At 27.9% G+C, this 18,147-nt stretch carries 17 protein-coding genes; all 17 read right to left on the bottom strand.

Going from position 1 to position 18,147, the window contains the following annotated elements; translation table 11 throughout:
• Nucleotides 1-93 precede the first annotated feature (93 nt).
• The 17 genes from ACR9ES_RS11140 to ACR9ES_RS11060 all read right to left on the bottom strand — a co-directional run bounded on the left by ACR9ES_RS11140 (nucleotide 94) and on the right by ACR9ES_RS11060 (nucleotide 18,147).
• Nucleotides 94-741: a hypothetical protein gene (locus tag ACR9ES_RS11140; protein WP_435254261.1), complete on the bottom strand. Its 648-nt coding sequence runs from the start codon at nucleotides 739-741 to the stop codon at nucleotides 94-96.
• A 6-nt stretch (nucleotides 742-747) separates the two neighbouring features.
• Nucleotides 748-1,323, bottom strand: a complete 576-nt coding sequence (locus ACR9ES_RS11135) for a hypothetical protein (protein ID WP_435254260.1) — start codon at nucleotides 1,321-1,323, stop codon at nucleotides 748-750.
• A gap of 149 nt (nucleotides 1,324-1,472) precedes the next feature.
• A complete protein-coding gene (locus ACR9ES_RS11130; protein WP_435254259.1) occupies nucleotides 1,473-2,024 on the bottom strand; it encodes a hypothetical protein in 552 nt (183 codons plus the stop codon).
• On the bottom strand, nucleotides 2,024-2,608 hold the full coding sequence (locus ACR9ES_RS11125) for a hypothetical protein (protein WP_435254258.1): 585 nt from the start codon (nucleotides 2,606-2,608) through the stop codon (nucleotides 2,024-2,026). The genes ACR9ES_RS11130 and ACR9ES_RS11125 overlap by 1 nt, the downstream gene beginning before the upstream one ends.
• A 117-nt stretch (nucleotides 2,609-2,725) precedes the next feature.
• Nucleotides 2,726-3,478 (bottom strand): hypothetical protein, encoded by a 753-nt coding sequence (locus ACR9ES_RS11120; RefSeq protein ID WP_156167116.1) that lies wholly within the window; start codon nucleotides 3,476-3,478, stop codon nucleotides 2,726-2,728.
• A 150-nt stretch (nucleotides 3,479-3,628) separates the two neighbouring features.
• Nucleotides 3,629-4,354: a hypothetical protein gene (locus ACR9ES_RS11115; RefSeq protein WP_274633751.1), complete on the bottom strand. Its 726-nt coding sequence runs from the start codon at nucleotides 4,352-4,354 to the stop codon at nucleotides 3,629-3,631.
• Nucleotides 4,354-5,883 carry a hypothetical protein gene (locus tag ACR9ES_RS11110; protein WP_274633750.1) on the bottom strand — a complete coding sequence of 510 codons (1,530 nt, stop codon included), beginning with the start codon at nucleotides 5,881-5,883 and terminating at the stop codon, nucleotides 4,354-4,356. Before ACR9ES_RS11110 ends, ACR9ES_RS11115 begins: the two co-directional genes overlap by 1 nt.
• 6 nt (nucleotides 5,884-5,889) lie before the next feature.
• A complete protein-coding gene (gene tssD / locus ACR9ES_RS11105; protein WP_073184343.1) occupies nucleotides 5,890-6,675 on the bottom strand; it encodes a type VI secretion system tube protein TssD in 786 nt (261 codons plus the stop codon).
• Between the two features lie 35 nt (nucleotides 6,676-6,710).
• Nucleotides 6,711-9,035: a type VI secretion system protein TssR domain-containing protein gene (gene tssR / locus ACR9ES_RS11100; protein WP_435254257.1), complete on the bottom strand. Its 2,325-nt coding sequence runs from the start codon at nucleotides 9,033-9,035 to the stop codon at nucleotides 6,711-6,713.
• A gap of 2 nt (nucleotides 9,036-9,037) precedes the next feature.
• Complete coding sequence (locus ACR9ES_RS11095; protein ID WP_435254256.1) at nucleotides 9,038-9,970, bottom strand: PKD domain-containing protein; 933 nt, start codon at nucleotides 9,968-9,970, stop codon at nucleotides 9,038-9,040.
• A gap of 10 nt (nucleotides 9,971-9,980) precedes the next feature.
• The gene (gene tssO / locus ACR9ES_RS11090; protein WP_435254255.1) at nucleotides 9,981-10,427 is read right to left on the bottom strand and encodes a type VI secretion system TssO; all 447 of its coding nucleotides are present in this window, start codon (nucleotides 10,425-10,427) and stop codon (nucleotides 9,981-9,983) included.
• A gap of 3 nt (nucleotides 10,428-10,430) precedes the next feature.
• Entirely contained in the window at nucleotides 10,431-10,928 is a 498-nt protein-coding gene (gene tssO, locus ACR9ES_RS11085; protein ID WP_435254254.1) for a type VI secretion system TssO, read from the bottom strand.
• Between the two features lie 12 nt (nucleotides 10,929-10,940).
• Nucleotides 10,941-12,107 carry a hypothetical protein gene (locus tag ACR9ES_RS11080; protein ID WP_435254253.1) on the bottom strand — a complete coding sequence of 389 codons (1,167 nt, stop codon included), beginning with the start codon at nucleotides 12,105-12,107 and terminating at the stop codon, nucleotides 10,941-10,943.
• Nucleotides 12,100-12,978 carry a TssN family type VI secretion system protein gene (locus tag ACR9ES_RS11075; protein ID WP_435254252.1) on the bottom strand — a complete coding sequence of 293 codons (879 nt, stop codon included), beginning with the start codon at nucleotides 12,976-12,978 and terminating at the stop codon, nucleotides 12,100-12,102. Before ACR9ES_RS11075 ends, ACR9ES_RS11080 begins: the two co-directional genes overlap by 8 nt.
• 14 nt (nucleotides 12,979-12,992) lie before the next feature.
• Nucleotides 12,993-13,937, bottom strand: coding sequence for a hypothetical protein (locus ACR9ES_RS11070; RefSeq protein ID WP_435254251.1), 945 nt, complete (start codon nucleotides 13,935-13,937; stop codon nucleotides 12,993-12,995).
• The gene (locus ACR9ES_RS11065; protein WP_274633746.1) at nucleotides 13,922-16,363 is read right to left on the bottom strand and encodes an AAA family ATPase; all 2,442 of its coding nucleotides are present in this window, start codon (nucleotides 16,361-16,363) and stop codon (nucleotides 13,922-13,924) included. The genes ACR9ES_RS11070 and ACR9ES_RS11065 overlap by 16 nt, the downstream gene beginning before the upstream one ends.
• Nucleotides 16,360-18,147: a hypothetical protein gene (locus ACR9ES_RS11060; RefSeq protein ID WP_274633745.1), complete on the bottom strand. Its 1,788-nt coding sequence runs from the start codon at nucleotides 18,145-18,147 to the stop codon at nucleotides 16,360-16,362. Before ACR9ES_RS11060 ends, ACR9ES_RS11065 begins: the two co-directional genes overlap by 4 nt.

Raw genomic sequence — 18,147 nt, 5'->3', positions numbered from 1 at the left:
AGTGTTTTTCCATACTCATACTCTTCAACTTGAATTATATCATAAACATCTTTTAAATTGTGTTTTTTCCATCCTTATCATAATAAACATATTTTACTTTTTCAATATTTCTCCTTTATCATTTATCATATATTTTTCTACATTAGAAAACTTGCTACTCCCTTCTTCATCTTCAAAGTAATATTTAATATAAATGACGCCTTCTTTATCAATAAAAAATGATTTCATTCTGGCAAATATCCCATTGCTGTAATCATAATACAGATTCATTTCACTAATAATCTTATGATTTTCATCAATTACAACCAAATCTTTTCGATCTACAGAAAAAACATTACCATCATAATCATTAATAATAGATTCTCCTCCAAAAATCATTATATAAAAATTATTCTTTTTAGGTAAAACTTTCACCAAATCAAAAAAAGAATAATCGCTTATAGATTGTAAAGCAAACGAATCTTCCTCATTGAATGTATCTGCTTTAGTTGGTTTATAAAATGAACTATATTGATTAGTTTTTATTCTTTTAAAATTAGAATTATTTACATCGTAATATTCAAAAAAAGTTTTCTGTTCTTTTTCTTTATCTATTAAATCTTTAAAGAAAAAATCCGACCCTATAGGTAATGAATCTATAACTAAACTATTTAACCCTTTGTTTTCATGGTTTTCATTTTTTATACTTTTCTTACAGCCTAAAGGTAATAAGGCTAAAAACAATATCAATAAATATCTCATGTATTTCTATCCTTCAAAATCTCCACAATCTTCTTTTGAAAATCCCCTTTCTTTAGATTTATCTATATAATACTCATGCCTTCCCATATCCGTTTCTTTTAACAAAGAATCTATTTTAAACCTATACAGTTCTTCCTCATTTAACTTAAAAAAACTTATACTATAAGTTTTTTTATCATCTAATAATGTAAAATTAATACTCGTTGCCTCTTTTCTAACTTCACTAATTTCAAAACTGTAAATAATGTCTATTTCTTTTAAATCAAAATCTTCAGAGTACCGAGAAAAATAAATTTTTTGTTTACTTGTATCTATATATATAGAAAGCGAATTCCACATACAGGTAGAATAAAAATCTAACCAGTATCTTTCATACATTTTGGTCTGTGAAGAATCTTTTATGGATAAACCTATAAGTTTTTTGTTAAAAATATCTTTATACAAAGGAATATCAAAAGACACTTTTTTCTCACTCTGAACAACATTATTTACATTATTATCTAATCTGTCTTTTTTTTCAATGTTCTTTTTACAACTAACTATAAAAACTAATAGAATTAGAGTAAGTATTATATTTCTCATTTTCTTTTTTTAAACCTATTTGGTCTTTAAACTCCTCTGTCAAGTATGGTTCTAGTTCATTAATATTAAAACCAATATACCCATTGGGAAATATCTGTCTGTAAATGCCTCCTTGTCCATTATAATGAAAATTTTACATTAAAAATTAACTAATCTGTACCATTCCCAAATAGTTCTTCTACTTTATATTTTTCATCTTCACTAATAATCCATTCATTCAAATTATTCCATTCACCACTACAAAACAAGTCTGTGTTTTTTTCTGAAAGTTTCATGTTTTCTATGTCAAAGAAAATACAATAATATTTTTCAACCTCTTCTTTATTGCTATCTATTTCTAATATTCCTTTCTCTATGGAATGTAATAGTAAATATTTCTGATTTGGTGAAAAGTCTTCTATAGTATTTTTTTCAAAACACATATTTGCTTTAGTATCTAGTCTATTTATTTTATTGCTTATTTTATTTTGAACCTTTATGGTTGACCAACATTCCTTTTTACTTTTAACAAAGTATACAATATACTTTTCTAAATCAAAAACTATACTATCAGTACTTGATTTAATATCTATTTCTTTTAACTTTTGTGATTTTTTTTCTACTCTCGGTTTACTCTTTACAACTACTTTTGCATCTTTACTGGTTTGCTTACAAGATTGTGTAATTATAAAAAACATTAAAAAAAGTCTAGCTAATTTCATTATAGTTCTGTTTTCAAGTGATTATATCTACTTGGAGCGACACTAACTCCATTACTTTTGGACATTCTTCTATTAACTCCATAATCATCTAATATTTCCTTCTCATATTCGGAATGACTATTTCCCCAATCGTTTGGATTTCTTGAAATCTTGGTTTTATGTTTTTTTTCATCTTTCTCTTTCTTATTAAAATCTTCTATTTCTTTATCCTTCTTAGTATAAAAATTATCTAAAGCTTTTCCCAAATCGGTTTTAACATAAGCAGGTCTATTTATATGATGGTCTAATGCAGTAGCTTTACCTAACTTAGATTTAAAATAAGAACTAATTTTATAGCTATAACCTTTAGGTTTAAATTTTATAACAGTATCTAATCTTTTTTTTGTATCAATAATTTGTAGGCTTTGGAAATCAGAATCTTTGAATGCTTTCACAATTGGCTCAAGCAACTCACATTCAAGCTTTTGTTTATACGTCGAACTTTCAAAGCCTTTACGAATTTCTTTTTTGAGCTCTTTACCTTCTAACTTTTTATTGGTATTTGGAGATTTATAGAACATTTTTTTTCGTTTTCTATATCCCATTTTATTGCTGTTTTACAACTTATAAAAAGTAATAGAATAATTAATTTAGTGTATTTCATATTGAAATCTATTTTAGTTTTTTACTAATCTAAAATATTCAAGACTCTAATTCCTCTCCTAGTTGGAAACTTCTACTTTTGCTTTATTTTCATGAAACATTCCATCATCTTTTAACATTATTTCTCTTCTTATAAATATAGATTCATCCTCCATTGAATTATAACTATAAACAATAATATTATTAGAATCTATTGTAAAACACTCATGATAAGAAACATCTTCTAACCCAATCCCAGATGTAACCAACCTTACTCTATCTATTAATTTATTCTGAATGTTATTATAAGTGAGTAATTCTAAATTGTAACCTATAGGACTAATGTCTCCTTCTATAGTTTCATCAAATATTTTATTTAACAGTATAAAAAAGTCAATCTCTTTATAATTAGATTTTACTCTTTCATATAGATAATTCTCTGAAAAAAAAGTCCTTTTAATGTCTTCATCTTTATTTTCTAACAAAAAATAATAATAAGAAGGCTGATACTTTTTAGTTGAACTATTAATTTTTTCTATTGTTGTTTTATATAATAATCTATCTTCATCAGGACTTAAAACATTTAAACTATCAGTATTTAATTGAATATAGTATTCAATATTTTTAATAGTATTTTGCTCTTCTACAATATCTTTATCACAGTTATTTTCAAAAATTTTATTTTCTATAAACTTTACTTTATAAGCAAAACTTTTATTACCACTTTTCTTCACTTCCTCTTTATTAGTGTTCCCTTTATCTTCTTTTTTATTTACATTGGTAGTACATTGTGTTAAAAAAAGAAGCGAAAGAATAAATATACTTTTCATCATTTTTTATATTTTCTCTAGTTGAGAAACTTTTATTATTTTGTTTACATGAGATAAAAACTATCAAGAGTAGCATTATTAAACTACTTTTTCTCTTTAATAAATTTTTTACCATAAACATTTGATAGTTTAATCTACTCTTTATAATAAAAACTATTTACTCTTCTTTATAAAAGAACCTGTATCATTTACTGTAAACTCTTCTGAACTTAACAATTTATATTCAGAGCTTAAGTCATGTCCTTTAACTAGAAAATCATATACATATATGTGTAAGTTTTCATCAACAAAAAATACTTTTTCATTCTGTATATACATAGCCCCTAAATATTCACCCTTATAGCTTTGTGTAAAATACTCAGTAGTATTTAAAACTTCTATTTCTGCTATTATATTATTTTGAGAATCTATTGTTACTAAATATCCTCTATTGGCTTCTTCACTTTCAGCATTGAATACTTTTTCAGACATGTCCTTTCCTATCGTGGTTACATAACAAAGTGAATAGTTTCCTGTTCTATATAACACCCCATATGGATAATTCACAGTATTCCTTTCAATATACTCTATTTTAATATTATTTGGTAAATAAAATGTTTTTTTTATATCTGGGATTTCTAATCCTTCTCCCTCTATTTTAGGGTTTAGCTCTTTTAATTTTCTATACCCTAAAATTGCTTTTCCGAAATGCAATTCATCAAACCAACCTAGGTCATTGTATTCATATTTAATTAAATCTTCATTTCCAAAAGGTAAATTATTAACCTTGGGGGGTTTTGATTGCTCATTTTTAGCAATCAGTTTTTGGTTTCTTTTGTTGTTATTTTGTTGTTTACAAGAAACAGTCAAAACAAGCAGAAAAATTATTATCCTTCTCATTATTTCTTATAATTTGGAGTAAAGCTACCTGAATGTAGATGATCGTTATGATATTTATCTTTGGTTCCATGTGTATAACTCATACTACTACCTACATAGTGTAACTTAAACCCAAAGTCCCATAAAGCATTAATAAATTTTTGTTCATCCGTTTTTTTGCTTAAATAACATGTGTCAATACTTTGTCCATTAACATGAGTTGTACTAGGATAACAGCTAGAATCTTCATAAGATGACCCAGTGGATTTAACATCATTAAATCCACATTTCGCAAGAGCTCCAAGAAATCCTGCAAATAGTTCTGGATTAGAATAAACTCTTAATGTTTCATGAAAAGTAAATTTTATTTTTGTATTTCCTTTTGAATAGTTCACCTCTTTCATTTTGACTAATTTTACTTTCCCTGTGCCTTTCTCATATATTCTATACTTAATTCTAAAGCTCCCTTTTGTTATTATATCTCCATCTGAATAAATCCTTGTTTCTTCTGCATCAACCCCTTCTTTATCATATGTTATAGTCTTTACAGCTGTCTGTTTATCTTCCTCCTTTTCCTCATCTTCTCTAAATCTATTAGATGATAATGTTTTCCCCTTTTTAAGTTTATCTACTTCAATAACATCAAAGTTTCCTAAACTATGTTTGCCTCCTTCTTTATCATGATAGATATAACTCACTTCTTTCAATCCTTTAAAATCTAGTTTACTTATTTCTCCCGTATGATAAATATTTATGATATTTTGATTTATTAACTCAAACCAATTTCCTTCTCCATAATACCAGTAGTTCGGACGGTTATCAAAAATTTCCTCATATTTTACTTCAAACCAATTTTGATTTGCAGACTCTGCATCTACAACCATAAACAGCTTCGTTTTTTTATCGGTTGTTTTATTTAGAGCTTCTCTGTATTTTTTCTGATCTTTCTCTTCTTTAGGTGATAGTGTAACTGCGTCTATTGCAAAGTTTCTAAAATCTTCAGCATTTGATATGTTCTTTTTATTTTGCTCTGTAAATCTACTTACATACGTTTCAATAACACTAGTCTTTTTACCATCTTGCTGTAAAACTATAGGACTATCTTTTTCTACTAAACATTTTTTTTCGGCTTGTTTTAAACTTAACTTTATGCGTTTATTAGCCATATTTTCGGTTTCAACTACCATATACACCTCATCTCCTAAATTAGCATTAGCTAGTTTTGTAAACTCTATTTTTGGCAGAATTAAAGGAATATCAATACAATCTCCTTTTGTATATGAGTCTTTTTTAAGTACCTCTACTATGTGAGCAACTGTTGTCTGCTGTTGCTTTTTTTGTAAACCTCCCTTAATGTTTTTATAAATAATTGTTGCTATCTTTTCCTTACGAGCTTTTGTACTTGTATTATTGCTCCCTTTGAAAGTATAACTTTCTGTTTCTCCTGTTTTCTCAGTACCTTTAATCTCTTTTTTTGCCAAATAAGCTTTTTTTACTCGTTGGGTTTTAATTTTCAGAGTATTACTTGGTTTTACGGTTAATGTTGCCATAGCTAATTAATTTTGTATTGTTTCTCTTTCTCCTTCTTGTTGAACAACTACACGTAACTTCAATTTATGTTCGCTACTAGTTACCTTAAAATCTTTTATAATATCGTTTTCTATAACCTTATCGTTGTATACAAAATCTTTGGTGTGGTTACTTAAATCAATATCTATTGTTTGTCCTATAGCATTTTCTGTTTTCAATACTAAGTACACTTCTTCTCCTGTATGTGGTTCTGCTTGTTTATTACCTTCAAGGTCGGTATAGTAACAAGTAAAACGCGGTGTTGTATCTTCTTTAGCTTTGTATGGTGTAGCTTCTTTTATTGGTATAAAACTTTCTTGCCAGTGTTTTATATAACGTGTAGTACTTTTTTTACTCCAGCTAGAGTTATTAAAAAATCGGTAGTCTTGCATGGCAGGAGATATGGTTAAAGTAACCTGCATACCTGACTGATTACAAAACTTTTCATGGTAATTGATGAGTGTACCATCTTGAAAGTTGTATTCAAAAATTTCTAATCCGTCATAATCATCTTGATAAAAAACAATTTTACCGTCTCTTAACTGATATAAGTCAAAAGGATATGGTATTTTTTTGTTTTCGGTTCTGTCTGCGATTATCCACTCTAAAAAACTATCATCATACATTTGCGATTCAAATGTAACCGAGATGGTTCCTCCCATTAAGGCAGAGGTAGGTTTTCCGTTCCAATCAATAAGTCGATTGTAATTTAAATTTGTATTGAAAAGTTCTCGTTCTTCTCCACATACAAATAGCTTTGCTTTAACATTCATTTTTAGGCAATTTTCGGGTTCTTCCTAACTATTAACTAGGGCAATAGTTCTAAAGGTATGAAGTACACTTCACTTCTATAACCTTCTTCTACTTTTTGCAACTTATTTTTTAAAAATAATTCTTCTAATTTATCTATTTTTTCATATTGTTGAAAATAAAACTTTTCAAAACCATTTTTTCCTACTCTTTTTCTTGGCAATTTATATATTCCTAAACAGTAATATCCTTCATGATTTAAAGGAATTCCTGATTTAAAGTAAAATAAATCTGCTATTGTTGCTTTTCTACTTAAAACATATCTATAGGCAGCTTTGTTTAATATTTTTATTTGTTTTTGGTACAATCGTTTTATTACTCTTCGCTTTTTTCTTGTAATGGGTTTTGCCATTTGAGGAAATGTGCTGCGATAATTTTCTATTAATTCTATAATTTCATCTTTATCTAAGACATAGCCTTTTTTTATTATACTATCGTTAAGTAATGATACTTTTTGGTACAATACTTCATGTAAATTGTTTCTGCTTAATTGAAAAAGACGTAAGCTGTCTGTATTTAACTCTTTATATCTTGTTTTTATCGTTGTGCTTGGTTCACTTCTTAAAACTCCTAGTTTTTTATTAAAGTAATTTAACGAGGATATAAGCTTATTATTTGTTAATGTAGATCTTTTTAAAACAGTATCTATCGCTTTTTCTAAAGATAGAGGAGTTAATGAACTTTCTATTCTTGGAAAAATAACGCCTCCATTAAAAAGGCTATTATCTGGAGCATCGTACACATAAATATTATCTTCATCAGCAGGTATCTTTTTTAGGATATTGTTTTCTACTATAATTTCATTATCCACAATAAAATTCTTGATAAATTCATTATAATATTTTCCTGTTTTATACAAAAACTCTTTGCTTCCTAATATATAATTCTGAGATCTTACACTTTGATTATTGTCTAATTGTGCAAAAATAATTTTAGGTGATTTTTTAGCTATTTTTTCAAAAAAAGTATCTTTTTGCCTTTTAATATCATTCGTGTTTTCTTTGCTTGAAGCAATGATGAAGAAATTGTTTTCAAAACGCTTATTTTCATCTGAAAAATTATCTATTACATAATTTACTGCTTTGGGAATAGACATTGTTTTTTCAACGTATTCTACAGCTAAATTGTTTTGATTACTTTCTATAAAAGATTCAACAAAGCTAATCCACTCTGAAAAAGAGCTTGTTTTTTCTAATATTGCTGTTCCTTTTCTATCGACTAAAATTGCAGAAAAACTGTATTGAGCTTCAGTAGGTTCTTGAAATAAGGTTATGTATAAACTTTGTAATGAGTTCAATATTTTTTTTAGATGTTCGCTTTCCTCATTTTTAGAAATAAAATGGAAGTTTACTACCTTCGACTCCTCTTTCATAAATTTTATTTCTTTTGTATAAAAGCTATTTCCTTTTACATTAATAAGTTTATTTTTATCATGATTCCAAACATGTACTGGAGCTATCAAGTCTTTAGTAACATCTGTTTTTAAGTTTTTATATCCTGTATATAAGTATTTAGACAATACATCTTCACCTGTAAGTTGAATTGTATCTTTATTACTAACTGCCAATAAACTATCAGTGTCATTTATAACATATACTTGACTTTGTCCAATACGTGTAATTAAGTTTGATGGTATCCAACCTACTGTTTGAGAAATAGAGTCTTTTAAAACGGGTTTATCTGACACAAATACTGCTTTCCCTTTTTCATCGTACTTATAAGGATACACTATTTGATTAGATACTAACTTCTTATTAGACTTTGTTCTAAAAAAAGGGTCTTTAAACACATTTACAGAATCTACTTCCATATAAGGCTTTAAATCAAAAAGTCGTAATGTTTTATCAGTACCTACTTTATATTTTATTGGCTTATTGTTACAGGTTTCTATAAAAGAGTGATTGTACTCTATAACATTATTTACAGGTATCCAGCCTAAATATTCTACCTGTTCAGTATCTTTAAAGTTAAACTTATCTCCATAAAACATAGAAAACAACCCTTTAGGTTTCCCTATTTGATCTGGATTCGCTACTACTACTTCATATGAATTTTCTTTTTCATCAATTACATATAAGGGAGTTAACAATCCTTTTTTCTTAAACTTCTCTTGAACGTAAGGTCCTTTGTAAAAAGAATTGTTTTCTCTATCAGAAAAAACCATTTTTAACGAAGCGTCGTGCTTAGTTTTTACTTTTTTAAGATAGTTAAATCTATTTTCTTTTACTTCTTTTACTTTTTCATATTTCCCTATAGTTTGCGATACAATAGGAAAAGAATATAGCGACAGAAAAAAAATAAAAAGTGTTATTTTTTTTTGCATTATTATCTTAGTAAACTTTGTGTTACATTTAATCTTCTGAAACATTTAATTGTATCTATTTCAACTTTATTAATTATTATTTTGCTTCTTTTTTTATTTTCTAGGTAGTGTAAACCTTGACAGTAACTAAAAAAGTCATTATATCTCCCTCCATTAACAATTACTAGTATATCTTCAGCTTGATTACATGTATAGTTATTTTTTATATAGTTTAAGTTTTTATAAAAAGTACTCCTATCTGTAACTTTACTATCTGCTATTGCTTGAAGTCTTTTTCTAATGTCATTTTGAACAACCCCTAAAGAGTCTACTTTTTCTAGCTCTTCAACTTTTTCAAACCTTGGTAAGATTCTTATGTTATGATATATAGGATATTTTAATGTGTTTGTTTGAAGCTTTACTCTGTAATCTCCAGGTTTACTGTACCTATAAATAACTTGTTCTTCATAAGCGTCAACTGTTCCTGTTTCTCCAAACTCCCAATACCAAGTGTTTATTCCTTTTCCTTCGGTAAAAAACACTAGTTCTTCACCTACATAACCTTCATCCACTCCATGTAATGTTACCAAAGAGTCTCTAGCTGAAATCTTAGGTAAAGAAACAACTCCTATTTGTTTTGATACAGTGAATTTATCGTTTATTTTTATTGACACAAGGTACTTTCCTTCTTTACGATATTTATAGTCAATATTACCTCGTTTTACAATAGAATCTCCATTCCCCATGTGCCACACTACTTTTCTCCCCTCAACTAAACTTGTATCGTTTAGAAGAAAAAACAATTTTTCTCCAACTTCAAATTGGTAATTACTATTAGACTCAGACACATAAAAATCTAAGTTACTAAGTCTTGATTTATAGGGTGCAAATATTGCTAGTATAAGTACTAATAGCGCTATAAAAATTAAAGCCGACAATTTAAATTTATTAGACATACTCTTATATTTAAATGTTAGCTTTACATTCTTCTAAATTCTCTTTCAAAACTTTATTATTTCTTTTTAAAGCATTGTATTCTTCACTCAAGTCGAAAAACATTTTAAGCGTTTTTGATGATTGAACTCCAAAAATGTATCGGTTATTCATATCGTTATCTCTATAAATTTTTTTGTATAGTTGGATTTCTTTATCTAATTCATCTAACACCTGAATTTGAATAACATCAAAAGGTATTTCTTGAATTTTTTTATGTGTTTTTTTTATTCTTTTTGTATACTCTTCTTGAACATCAAAAATTTCTTCTGAAGCATCAATACTATTCAGTAACTCTTTGCTTTCCACTACAGGTACTTTAAAAATAAATTTTGTTAGTATTATAAATACTACTGTAGATATTATTATAAACAAAAGAGAGAACCTTATTTTTTCCCAAAAAACTTCATGTTTATCCATAGCTTAATCTTTATTTAAATCCTTATTTAAATCTTTATACTTTTCTCTACATTTTTCTAACTGCTCTTTATTAGCCTCCCTTGTATTAACTTCTTTGTTATAACTTTCAAGAAGTGACTGTATATTTCTTATTTCTGATAAAAACTCACCGTAAATTTTGTAATAGTCATTTTCTTTTTTTGTACTATCAATACTTTGTCTTATCTCAACTCTAGTATCGGTAATAATCTTTTGCATTTGCCTATATTCTCCTATATTTCGTCTTTTGTTTTTTAAGCTATATAAATTTTTAAAAAGCTCTTCCATTTTAAAATTTAACATTGCTTGTTTTTTAAAAACTTCATTGTAGTGAGATTGTTTACTCTCAATTAAAACAACTCCTTGTTCTGCAATAATTAAAGTAACATATAAACAAAAAAACACAACAACTCCTGTTAAAGAAAACGATGCTAAGAACTTAAGTATTTGTTTTTTTCTCTCTTTGTGATTTAAAGCTTTCATAAGAAATTAGTATTAATCAATTATACTCCAAGTACTATTTTTCCCTCTATTTCTATTGAACTGTGAACCTGATTCTTCGTTAATTACGATGTTATCCTTTCTTTGTCCTATATACTCTAACTCACTCATCTTTTTAAACACTCTCTCTAACATAACTACAAACCTATTTAACACATCAAAAGTCTCAGCTATTTCTATGTGATTGTATTTAACGTTTACAGCATCTACTATAGCATCAAGAAAATCAGAAGGTTTAATATCTGTCCATTGATAATAATATTGTAACAGTTGTTCTTTCTCTTTATCATCCATAATACTTAAACAAATAGAAAGCTTGTTTGCTAACACCACTAACCTATCAACCAAATACATAGGTGATCTACTAGTAGAAATATTTTCTAAATTAAAAATATTATCACTGTAGTACTCTTGCAGTTTACTGCAAATTGAAAAGGTATTGGCTACTAATTTATTACTGCTTTTTTGCCCATTATTTTTTTTGAAAATTTTAATCGAATAGTTTTTAGACTTAATAAGCATTTGTAATAACCCTTTTCCAAATCCTTCTAACCTTTCATTAGATGTTAAATTAACAACAGGAGGCACATAACTTTCATCAATAGAAAACAATCCATTTGTCCATAACACCTTTCCTATGACCAAAAAGTGTTCTTTTAAAAAGCTAGTATTAATTTTTGAAACAGGAAGTGTATGTAATTCTAATTTTGGTAAAACGTTTGGATGGTGTAGTGGTATAACCTCAGGGTCAGGAACACCTACTGGCAAATACTCAAAAGGAGACAAAGACAGCATTATATAAAACTCTTCACTTTCTGTCTTGTCAAAATCAGACGTTTTTAAAGTTACAGAAGGTGAATTTGCTCCATACAAATCACGATGGTACATAATTCTATATCCTTTTTCTGTAATTGCATTACACGATTTAAGCTTTATCACTAAAGAATTATCTCCATCACTTAAAACATCTAATTGTAAGTTTTCAAAATCAGCTCCATTTTCAATTAAACCATACTCATAATTTTTAAGAGAAACCGAATTATAATCTTTTATAGTTTCAATTGTATTATTATAGTTTTTAAAAAAATGTTCTGCAGATATTTTTACTCCGTCAGTCCAGTTTATCGGTAAATAATCCATTTTGTTATTTTTCTTATTCATCATCAATAGTATTTAGTGCAGTTCTTCTTATGTATATAGTTTGTTTATTTCTTATCCTGTTAAATTTCCCATCTTTTTCAGCATCTAAAACCTTTGTAAATAGTGGGAAGTTAAACCACTTGTTGGTATAGAATATCCAACCAATGGGTTCTCCGTCTAAATAAGTATCAATCATTCTATCAGGAAATCTAAAATTTTGATCTTCTATAAATCGATTAAACCACATACCTACTGATACTTCCATAGGTAACTTTACTGAAAAAGAGCTATAGTTTTTATCTTCTGGATTTCTTTTAATTTTCACTGTAACCTGTATTAGTTTAAAAACATCTACATTATCCCAGTACATATCACTAACCCCATTATCTGAAACATTCCAAGCTTTATAAAACGGTTTTGATATGTTTAAAAAGTAACCTAAAGACATTGAGTATAATAATGGTAACGCAAACCAAATTATTGACAACATAGCCCAAAGTGCATAAGGGAGATCACTTATTTTTTCAAAGATTAAATAATACAACCATGCAGAAAGAACCATTACTATAAAAGCAAAAAATAGTGTATGGAATTTGTTGTCTAGCCCTATAGACTTGTAAAATTTTGTATTCTGAAAAAGCATAAAGAATACACCTATAAAGAGATAACACAAAACCGTGAGTATTAATCCCACCCATACAAACTCATACTTTAATAAACTGATTAAAACAGGTGCTATCAAAATAAGGGTAAGTAACAAAACTAAAACTATCGCCTTTTTTATATTAAAAGACTTTTTAACTTTTACTATATTATTTAACACCATTAAAGAAATAATGGCTATTAATGGTGCTAAAAGAAATTTTAAAAAATATACTATTATTATGTTCATAACTTTTTCTTTTCTTATTTAGTTAAATATGAATCATATCCTAAAAATCTTTCAGATAAAACAAAAGATTGATCAGAATTTGTTTGGTAAGTAATATGAATTTTTCTTGAGGAAATTAAAAAGAAGTTTAACACTTCCTTTATTTGTAAAACACTCTTTTCTAAAACCTTAAAATTCTCAACTTCTTTTTCTAATATTACCACTACCTTCACATCATCTATCTCACTATAAAACTCTCCACTCAATCCTAGGTCAACTCCTAAAACTGCATCTCCCAAGCTTAAAAAAGGAGATTCGTTTATAACACAAGGCACATAGCTAAGTTGTACTTTTAAGCCTAAAACTACTTGTATTAACTTTTCTAATTCAACTAAATTTTCTTTAAAAAATTCAGATTTACATAAATTGAGAAATAGTTTATACAAAGACTCATCTGAAACTTGTAAATCAGAACCTATGATCTGTTTAAAAATATTTAGCAGATTTTGTTTTGATTTTTTATCTGAGAAAAAATTTAAGCTTCTGTTATTAATTCTAACTCTTTCTTTAAAAATTTCAGTATCGAAAAGAGTAAAGAAGTTAATATCTCCTTTTTCTTTTTCTCTATTCCTACGAATCGTATCAACTACTTCTTTTTTGTTATCAGAATTGACCCCTAAAGAAAGAGGATAAAATAAAATTTCTGGTAGCTGATGGTATATACTATTTCTACTTAAGTTAACAACTAAGTTCTCTTCAAATCCTGTATCTTTAGCTATAAAGTTTGAATTAATAGACAAAACATCTTTAGATTGAGCTCTAGTATTCATACCGTGATTTTTCACAATTAATACTTCTGAGACATCTTTTTTTAATAAAAACTCTAATTCTTCAATAAAAACCTCACCTATAAAGTTAGATGTCATATTACGAACAAGCTCGTCTATAACGGTATCATTTTCATTTACACTAGCTCCCATACAAGATTATTGTTTTTATAATCTAATAATACATGATCTCCTTTATTTACCTGTTCAGAAACTATCATTTTAGATATTATCTTTTTCACGTATGTTCTTACAACTCCTGCAATGGGTCTGGCTCCATACTTTTGAGAAAATCCTTTTTTTGACAAGAACTCTAAAGCTTCATCAGAAATATCTAACACTATTTGTTTTTGTTGTTCTAATTGCTTTCTTAGTTTATTAAAGTGTATTACTAAAATATCTTGTGCTACTTTTTGATTTATTGGCGCAAATGGAACTACTTCTGTTAACCTCCCTAAAAATTCTGGTCTAAAGTGTTGTGCCATTACCTCTATTAACTCATTTGAGGTCGGAATTTTTCCTCCTGTTATTTGCTCAGCAATCCATTGACTACCTATGTTAGATGTAAAAATGACAATCGCATTAGAGAAATCTCCTTCTCTTCCTAATTTATCATGAATTACTCCTTCATCCATTAATTGTAGAAAAACATCATACACAGAACTGTGAGCTTTTTCAATTTCATCAAATAAAACTACTGAATATGGACGCTGTCTAATTTTTGTTACTAACATCCCTCCTTCTTCATATCCTACATAACCTGGAGGTGCCCCATAAAGTAGCGCTGCTGAATGTTCCTCTTTAAATTCAGACATATCAAAACGAATCATTGCTGTTTCATCATCAAATAGTAACTCTGCTAATGATTTAGTTAATTCAGTTTTTCCTGTTCCAGTAGGTCCTAAAAAGAAGAAAGAACCAATTGGTTGTTTAGGGTTACTAAGTCCACTTCGCGATTCAATAATAGCATCAGAGAGTGTTTGAATAGCGTTTGACTGCCCTTTAACTCTTTCTTGTAACTTTTTATCAATATTTAAAAGACGTTCTTTTTCTTCTGTTTGAATTTTTCCTAAAGGAATGCCTGTAATTTCTGATACAACAGCTTCAATATTCATTTCACTTACAATATCAATAGGCGTCTTAGCTAGCTCTTTTAACATTGATAAGAATTCATCAACCTTCGATATTTCTTGTTGTAAATCTGGATTATCAGATACTAAATTAAATGACTTGGTAACTTTTGAGGTTTGAATAACACTAACTTTTCTATAAATAGTATTGTATATTAATTGTAAATCTGAAAATTCAAACTTTTCCGAGTCTTTAACTTCATTAAACTCTTTTTCTATTTTTCTAACCTCTGTTAATACCGTAGCGTTGCTCATCTTTACAGCTGCTACAGTTTTATCTATTAAATCTATTGCACCATAAGGTAACTTCTTTTCCTTAAAATACCTTTTTGAAAGATGTATAGATTCCTCAATTGCTCTATCTGAAATTTTAATATCAAAATGTAGTTCCAACCTTTTTTTATGTCTATGTAAACACTTTAACATCTCTAGGCTACCTAATTCCTCTAGCTTCAATATTTCTAATTTACCATCTATAGGGTGTCTTTCAAGATTTTTCCTGTATGAATCTGAATTAATTGTAAAAATCATATTAATACGCCCTTCACTTAATTGAGCGTTTAAAATATTAACAATAGCATTGGTTTTTCCTGATGCGTTTTCAAGCAATACATGAAGATCATCAATAACTAATATGGAAGGAGCATCAATAGACTCTAATTTCTCAAATAGTTCTGATATTTTCTTATTTACATCATTTTCAGAGCTTGCTCCTGCTAATAATTTTGGGACATTGAGTTTAAACACTAAGTGACTTTTCAAATACTCATCTGTACTATTACTCAATTCTCTTACGAAGTAGTTTACTGTTGCTGTTTTTCCTATACCTGAATCTCCTACTAAAATAACTCCCTTGCTTTCTGATCTTTCAAAATTTTCTAAAATCAATCGAACTTCTTTTTCTCTACCTAAGATTAAGTTTCCTTTTTGTATTACCTCTTCTGTTTGAAGGTCTTCGATATAGGAACTTATTGCAGAAATATTTTCCTTAACGTTTGATTCTAAAAAAGTGGGAGTATTAGCATTGTAATGATTTAAAATATCTTGTTCTGTTATACCTAATGTTTCTATTTGTTGTCCAGAATACACAACTCCCTCTCTTACAACTGCTGTAAAAATACATAAGGCATCAATATTTTCCGTTCCTAATTTAATTTTTGAACGTTCAGATTCTTCGAAAACCTTAGCAACTTCATGGTCTGGATTTACATCTCCAGAAGCTTTTAGTGGAGTTGACTTATACATTTCTTTCATTACCTCAAACCACTCAAGAATATAGTTAGCATCTTTACCCATGCTATCAATAATCTCTTCTAAACCAGTTGGTTCATTAATTAGCGATGTTATTAAATGACTAACACCATAGGTACTTTGATTTTCTCTGTAAGCAATACTTTTAGCTCTTTTTATGCTTGATAAAGCACTTGAACTGTAATCTTTTTCTATCATTTTTTTATAAAAAATACTTTATATGTTATATTTGATATTGATCTTTTTTCTAATTCTTTTTCAAGATAATAACTGAAAAGGTTTTGTTTTTCTTCAGAAATTAACTCTCTCTTAGTTTTTATGTATATATCTGTAGTTCTAATTAATCCTTTTTTCTTTTCTTTTGATATTGCAACACCATCTTTTATAGAAAGGCTCTCAACAAAATGCCCTATTTTATTGTTTATAAAACTTTTAACATCTTCTCTAGTTACAATTCTTTCTCTAGTAAGTAACCCATAGCGCAGTCCATTTATTTTGTCGTGCTCCTCTTTTCTTATATGCCCACCTATTGTATCTGTTTTGAGTTTTATTTTACTATCAATAAACTTACCTGTTCTATACTGATTAAAAGTATAACTAGTATTGATATCATTTGCGTGGTTTGCATTAGTTAGCCAATACTGAAATTCATAATTAAAGGCATCTTTATGTGGATAGGTTAACAAAAATGTTTTGTTATTATTTGCATTAACCTCACCAAACTCTAAATGAATTTTCTTATCAATCTCATCTAGTTTTTCATGCAAATCATCTAAATATGCTTGAATAATATCATACCCTATTGCAGAAAAAGCACTACCCTCTTCTCTTACAGTTTGAGAAGTTTTACTTAACATCATCTTAGCACTTCTTGTATCAAACCTTCCTATGTCTCCAAAGTAGAGAGAATAACCTCCTTCAAGACTTTCTGTAGAGTTTTCTATAACGTTACTATAACTATTTCCTTTATCATCACTTAAACTTTCTATATTTAAAAAGTAGTTTTCACCTTCACTCAGTACCGATAAGATCCTTCCATTTTTTCTAAAGTTATGTTGTTTATACTCTAACTTTCTATTAACTACTGGAAAAGTATTTAAACTTACCTCTATTCCTTGTAGTTTCTCTCTAGAAAAAACTTCTGGTAACTTTACTTTAAACCATAAAAGCTTTTTATCTAAATCTTCAGGCTCAATAAAAAAATCAGTTTGCTCTCCAAATAATTCATTTATTGTTTTTTGTTGTCTACAAGACTCATTTAAATTTAAAGTATAAAAACAGTCTTCATAAAAAGAAATTACATCTTCAAAGTAGTGAACTTCTTTGTTGTTATTTATTAAAACTTCCTTATCTAGAAACATTTCATTCTCATCAACATCATACACCTTCATTGTTTTTAAAAAAGGTAAAAGCGAAGTATCTTTTAGTATAAAACAAAGAGATAGATTATTAGTTTCTTCCAATAAATCATCTAAAATTTCAACACCAAACCAAAGTTCGTAATCTTTAATTTTCTTTTCTTCAGATAAATAAAGAGCATCCTCCATGTTACCAAATCGGTTTTCACAAACCAACAACTTATCATCGTACCCTAAATATTTAATAGATGCATTTATTAGCTTTTTTGTAATAATTGGAGTAAAAAAAACATCTAACTTATCTTCTCCAAATCTTCTCTTTGAGCAATAAAAATGATCTGAAACATTTAATTGTGTCGTATCGTCTTCCGGCTGAGCTTTTAATAAAGCATGTGAAGGTGATGGTAAGGACCACTTGTTACTTACCAAAATTCTGGATAACCTATCTAATAATTCTTTATCTGAAACATCTATTTGTTGGTGTAATTTTGATATTTCATAAGCAAAAGTATGTAAAAGCAAGTCTAAAATAGGATCTACACTCCTTTTATCTTTAATGCCCCATAATTCCATCGAACGCAATAGCATTCGATTTTTAATTTTCATAAAATATTCGTCTCTCAT

It is taken from the genome of Tenacibaculum sp. A30 (assembly GCF_051200845.1).
GTDB lineage: Bacteria > Bacteroidota > Bacteroidia > Flavobacteriales > Flavobacteriaceae > Polaribacter.
Note: the sequence above shows the minus strand (reverse complement) of the source record. Positions and strands in the feature narration are given on the sequence as shown.

What these genes read in the sequence shown, in the direction of transcription:
- ACR9ES_RS11140 (WP_435254261.1), bottom strand. Translation starts at nt 741, where the DNA reads ATGAGATATTTATTGATATTGTTTTTAGCCTTATTACCTTTAGGCTGT.
- ACR9ES_RS11135 (WP_435254260.1), bottom strand. Translation starts at nt 1,323, where the DNA reads ATGAGAAATATAATACTTACTCTAATTCTATTAGTTTTTATAGTTAGT.
- ACR9ES_RS11130 (WP_435254259.1), bottom strand. Translation starts at nt 2,024, where the DNA reads ATGAAATTAGCTAGACTTTTTTTAATGTTTTTTATAATTACACAATCT.
- ACR9ES_RS11125 (WP_435254258.1), bottom strand. Translation starts at nt 2,608, where the DNA reads ATGGGATATAGAAAACGAAAAAAAATGTTCTATAAATCTCCAAATACC.
- ACR9ES_RS11120 (WP_156167116.1), bottom strand. Translation starts at nt 3,478, where the DNA reads ATGATGAAAAGTATATTTATTCTTTCGCTTCTTTTTTTAACACAATGT.
- ACR9ES_RS11115 (WP_274633751.1), bottom strand. Translation starts at nt 4,354, where the DNA reads ATGAGAAGGATAATAATTTTTCTGCTTGTTTTGACTGTTTCTTGTAAA.
- ACR9ES_RS11110 (WP_274633750.1), bottom strand. Translation starts at nt 5,883, where the DNA reads ATGGCAACATTAACCGTAAAACCAAGTAATACTCTGAAAATTAAAACC.
- tssD (WP_073184343.1), bottom strand. Translation starts at nt 6,675, where the DNA reads ATGAATGTTAAAGCAAAGCTATTTGTATGTGGAGAAGAACGAGAACTT.
- tssR (WP_435254257.1), bottom strand. Translation starts at nt 9,035, where the DNA reads ATGCAAAAAAAAATAACACTTTTTATTTTTTTTCTGTCGCTATATTCT.
- ACR9ES_RS11095 (WP_435254256.1), bottom strand. Translation starts at nt 9,970, where the DNA reads ATGTCTAATAAATTTAAATTGTCGGCTTTAATTTTTATAGCGCTATTA.
- tssO (WP_435254255.1), bottom strand. Translation starts at nt 10,427, where the DNA reads ATGGATAAACATGAAGTTTTTTGGGAAAAAATAAGGTTCTCTCTTTTG.
- tssO (WP_435254254.1), bottom strand. Translation starts at nt 10,928, where the DNA reads ATGAAAGCTTTAAATCACAAAGAGAGAAAAAAACAAATACTTAAGTTC.
- ACR9ES_RS11080 (WP_435254253.1), bottom strand. Translation starts at nt 12,107, where the DNA reads ATGAATAAGAAAAATAACAAAATGGATTATTTACCGATAAACTGGACT.
- ACR9ES_RS11075 (WP_435254252.1), bottom strand. Translation starts at nt 12,978, where the DNA reads ATGAACATAATAATAGTATATTTTTTAAAATTTCTTTTAGCACCATTA.
- ACR9ES_RS11070 (WP_435254251.1), bottom strand. Translation starts at nt 13,937, where the DNA reads ATGGGAGCTAGTGTAAATGAAAATGATACCGTTATAGACGAGCTTGTT.
- ACR9ES_RS11065 (WP_274633746.1), bottom strand. Translation starts at nt 16,363, where the DNA reads ATGATAGAAAAAGATTACAGTTCAAGTGCTTTATCAAGCATAAAAAGA.
- ACR9ES_RS11060 (WP_274633745.1), bottom strand. Translation starts at nt 18,147, where the DNA reads ATGAGAGACGAATATTTTATGAAAATTAAAAATCGAATGCTATTGCGT.